4 protein-coding genes are annotated in these 3746 nt (G+C 67.3%); 2 read left to right on the top strand and 2 right to left on the bottom strand.

The window, feature by feature from the left end; genetic code table 11:
• Together AC1DYI_RS29365 and AC1DYI_RS29360 are read left to right on the top strand one after the other, a co-directional pair.
• Positions 1–434: MBL fold metallo-hydrolase (locus AC1DYI_RS29365; protein WP_477207655.1), on the top strand; the 434-nt coding region annotated here is incomplete at its 5' end.
• A gap of 98 nt (positions 435–532) precedes the next feature.
• A complete protein-coding gene (locus AC1DYI_RS29360; RefSeq protein WP_477207654.1) occupies positions 533–1426 on the top strand; it encodes a DMT family transporter in 894 nt (297 codons plus the stop codon).
• Between the two features lie 10 nt (positions 1427–1436).
• Here the strand turns inward: AC1DYI_RS29360 and AC1DYI_RS29355 are convergent, their stop codons facing one another.
• Both AC1DYI_RS29355 and AC1DYI_RS29350 read right to left on the bottom strand, forming a co-directional pair.
• Entirely contained in the window at positions 1437–2051 is a 615-nt protein-coding gene (locus AC1DYI_RS29355) for a DNA-3-methyladenine glycosylase I (RefSeq protein WP_477207653.1), read from the bottom strand.
• A 57-nt stretch (positions 2052–2108) separates the two neighbouring features.
• A partial coding sequence (locus tag AC1DYI_RS29350; protein WP_477207652.1) for a Zn-dependent hydrolase occupies positions 2109–3746 on the bottom strand: 1638 nt, incomplete at its 5' end.

The following is a 3746-nucleotide window of genomic DNA, read 5'->3' as shown; positions in this document are numbered from 1 at the left end:
GCCTCAGCGACCGTATGCAAACCTTGTGGGGCGGCTTTGCCGTGATGGCACCCGACTGCCACCTCTTCTACGCCGGGGACACCGGCTACTCGCGCGACTTCACCGACATCCGCGAGCGGCTGAAGCACCGGCAGGCTGGCCACGGCTTCGACATCGCGCTGCTGCCCATTGGCTCTTACGAGCCGCGCTGGTTCATGGCGGACCAACACGTCAACGTGCACGAGGCGGTGAAGATCCACCAGGATCTCGGTGCCAAGCGATCGCTGGGCGTGCACTGGGGCACTTTCGAGCTGACGGACGAGGCGCTCGATGAGCCGCCGCGTCAGTTGACCGTGGAACGCGGCACCGCTGGTCTGACTGAAGAAGAGTTCTTCGTGCTGGCCGTCGGCGAAACACGCCGCATTCCACCGCGTCCATCGGCTGTGCCTGGCTGAGCGCGCCAGCGCCTTCACAGCGCGGGATACCCCGTCATCCCCGAGGCCAATGCCAAGGCGGTGACACTCGCAGGCTTCGGCATCGTCTCGATTCGGGCATGACAGCATCCGTGGCGCGCGCGCACCCCACCAATCCGGCCTCGTTCTACCCCCTGCTCTTCGTTGCGCTGTGGAGCACCGGCTTCATTGGCGCCAAGTTCGGCCTGCCCGACGCGGAGCCGCTCACCTTCCTGAGCGTGCGCTACCTCATCGTGCTGGTGCTGATGGCGGGCATCGCCTGGCTGACGAAGGCACCATGGCCGAGCACACCGAAGGCCTGGCTGCACATCGGCGTGTCGGGCCTGCTGGTGCACGCCGTCTACCTGGGCGGCGTGTTCACCGCCATCGCGCACGGCCTGCCGGCTGGGGTGACGGCGTTGGTGGTCGGGCTGCAGCCCGTGCTCACGGCCTTGGGTGCCGGCACGCTGCTGGGCGAGCGTGTGGAGCGCAAGCAGTGGATCGGCCTGGCGCTCGGCTTCGTCGGCGTCGGGCTCGTCGTGGCCCACAAGGTGGTTGCCAGCGCAAGCGGCGCAGGCCTGACGCTCATGCTGGTGCCCGCCGTCATCGCGCTGCTGGGCATCACGGCAGGCACGCTGTACCAGAAGCGCTTCTGCCCAAGCTTCGATCTGCGCACCGGTTCGGTGATCCAGTTCCTGCCCTGCCTGGCCGTCACCGCACTGGCTGCCTATGCCACCGAAACGATGCAGGTGCGATGGACAGGCTCCTTCATCTTCGCGCTCGGTTGRCTGGTCTTCGTGCTCTCGCTCGGCGCAGTGAGCCTGTTGAACCTGCTGATCCGCCGCGGCACGGCCGTCAACGTGGCGAGCCTGTTTTACCTGACCCCACCCACGACGGCACTGATCGCCTGGGCCTTGTTCGGCGAAACGCTCACCGGCTTGTCGCTGGCGGGCATGGTGGTGGCGGTGTATGGGGTGTGGCTGGCCAGGCGATAGGGCTTGAGCGTCAAGCCGGCTTGGTAAAGCGTCGGCGCATGTCGGCGACGCGGCTGGCGATGACGCACTCTTCGGCATGGTCGTTCACCAGCCCCATGGCCTGCATGAACGCGAACATGGTGGTCGGTCCGACGAACTTCCAGCCGCGCTTCTTCAGGTCTTTCGACAGGGCCGTGGACTCGGGTGATATGGACAAAGTCTGCGGCGGCGCTGCGGTCGCCGGGTCGGTCTCGAACTGCCAGAAGTAGGCGGCCAGTGAGCCATGTTCGGCCTGCAGCCGAACGGCGCATTGCGCGTTGTTGATGACCGCCTCGATCTTGCCTCGATGGCGGACGATACCTTCGTCCTGCAAGAGCTTGGCGACGTGTGCCTCGGTGTACTTCGCGACCTTGTGGAAGTCGAAGCCGTCGAATGCACGTCTGAAGTTCTCGCGCTTGGCCAGGATGGTTCGCCAGCTAAGCCCCGACTGAAAGCCTTCCAGCGACAGCTTCTCGAACAGGCGAACATCGTCGGCCACCGGGAAGCCCCACTCGCGATCGTGGTAGGCCTCGAATTCAGGCGCTGACGCACACCAGCGGCAGCGCGGGCGACCGTCGGTGCCCAGAATGGTTTGTGCTTGCGTCATGCGGCGACGATACCCCGACAACGCGCCAGCAATCGTCCGGCCATCAGCGACCGAGTGTCAACGCTCGTCGGCCAGCGCCAGCAGCACATCCAGCAGCACGTTCGCCCCTCGCGCCAGATCGGCCGGCTCGGTGTGCTCGCGCGGGTTGTGGCTGATACCGTGCACGCTCGGCACGAAGATCATCGCCGAGGGGCAGATGCGGGCCATCATCTGCGCGTCATGGCCGGCGCCAGAGGCCATGCGCCGCGTTTGATGGCTGCGGGCATGCGAGGCCGCCTCGATGAGGCGCACCAGGCGCTCGTCGAAGATCACCGGCTCGAACCGCACCAGGCGGCGGGTCGCGATGTCGACCGACTGTTCGGCCGCCAGTGTCGTCACGAAGTCGGCCAATTCCTGCTCAGCGCGCTGAAGCGTGGCTTCATCGGTGTTGCGCAGGTCGACCGTGACCGTGGCCCGGGCCGCAATCACGTTGATGAGGTTCGGGTGCAGCGCCATCGCGCCCACGGTGGCAACTTGGCTGCCGCCAAAGCGCTGAGCCAGCTCACGCACGACGACGGCGATGGCCGCGGCGCAATAGCCCGCGTCTCGCCGCAAGCGCATCGGTGTCGTCCCAGCGTGGTTCGACTGGCCGACGATGGTGAACTCCTGCCACGAGATGCCCTGCAGGTTCTCGACCGCGCCGATGCTGATGCCCTCAGCCTCCATCACCGGGCCCTGCTCGATGTGCAGCTCGACGAACGCATGGGGCACGATGGCGCCGCAGGCCATGTCGCCGGCGTAGCCGATACGGCGCAGTTCGTCACCGAGGCGCTTGCCGTCACGGTCGACCGCGTCGAGTGCAGCCTGCAACGGGTGGCCGCCGGCGTAGACCAGCGAGCCCATCATGTCGGGCTGGAAGCGCACGCCCTCTTCATTGGTGAAGGCGGCCACCACGAGCGGGCGATGGGTGGCGATGTTGCGTTCGTTGAGCCAGCGCACGACCTCCAACCCGGCCAGCACGCCATAGTTGCCGTCGTAGCGGCCGCCGGTGGCCACGGTGTCGATGTGCGAACCGGTCATGACGGGAGCCGCATCGGTCTTGCCGGCACGAACGCCGAAGATGTTGCCGATCTGGTCGACGGTCACCGTGAGGCCCAGTTCCTTCATCCAGCTCACCAGCTGGTCGCGGCCTTGCCGATCGGCATCGGTCAGCGCGACGCGGCAGACACCGCCGCCCTCGATCGCACCAATGGCCGCGTGTGCTTCGATGCGGCGCATCAGCCGCTCTTGATCGATGGCTCGAGCCGACTGCCAGGCACGCTGCGCCTGCAGCACAGCCTCGTGGCTGCGGCCCACCAGGCGCGCGTAGACGCCCGGCGCGGTGGCGCCCTCGGTGTTGACCAGCAGCACGCGCGACTGGCCATCGAGCGCGACCGCATGGCGCCACTCAGCATCGTGCGTCAGTGCCTGAAGTGCGGCCAGCCCGGCCACACCGGACTCACCGGCGACGACCGGGATGTCGCCGAAGCGCCCCTCCGCCAGCACGCGCATCGCGCCTTCAGCCTGCGCGTCGGAGACGGTCATGAACACGTCGACCGCCGGCTGCAGGAAGCGCCATGCCAACGGTGAGGTCTCACCGCAGGCCAACCCCGCCATCACCGAATCGACGCTGCCGGTGGTCCGCGCAGGCCGGCCCTGCAACGCGCTCTGCAGCAG

Source organism: Ideonella sp. P3_A4, assembly GCF_056403075.1.
The sequence above is the reverse complement of the archived record's forward strand: the minus strand, read 5'-3'. Positions and strand labels throughout refer to the sequence as shown.

What these genes read in the sequence shown, in the direction of transcription:
- AC1DYI_RS29355 (WP_477207653.1), bottom strand. Translation starts at nt 2,051, where the DNA reads ATGACGCAAGCACAAACCATTCTGGGCACCGACGGTCGCCCGCGCTGC.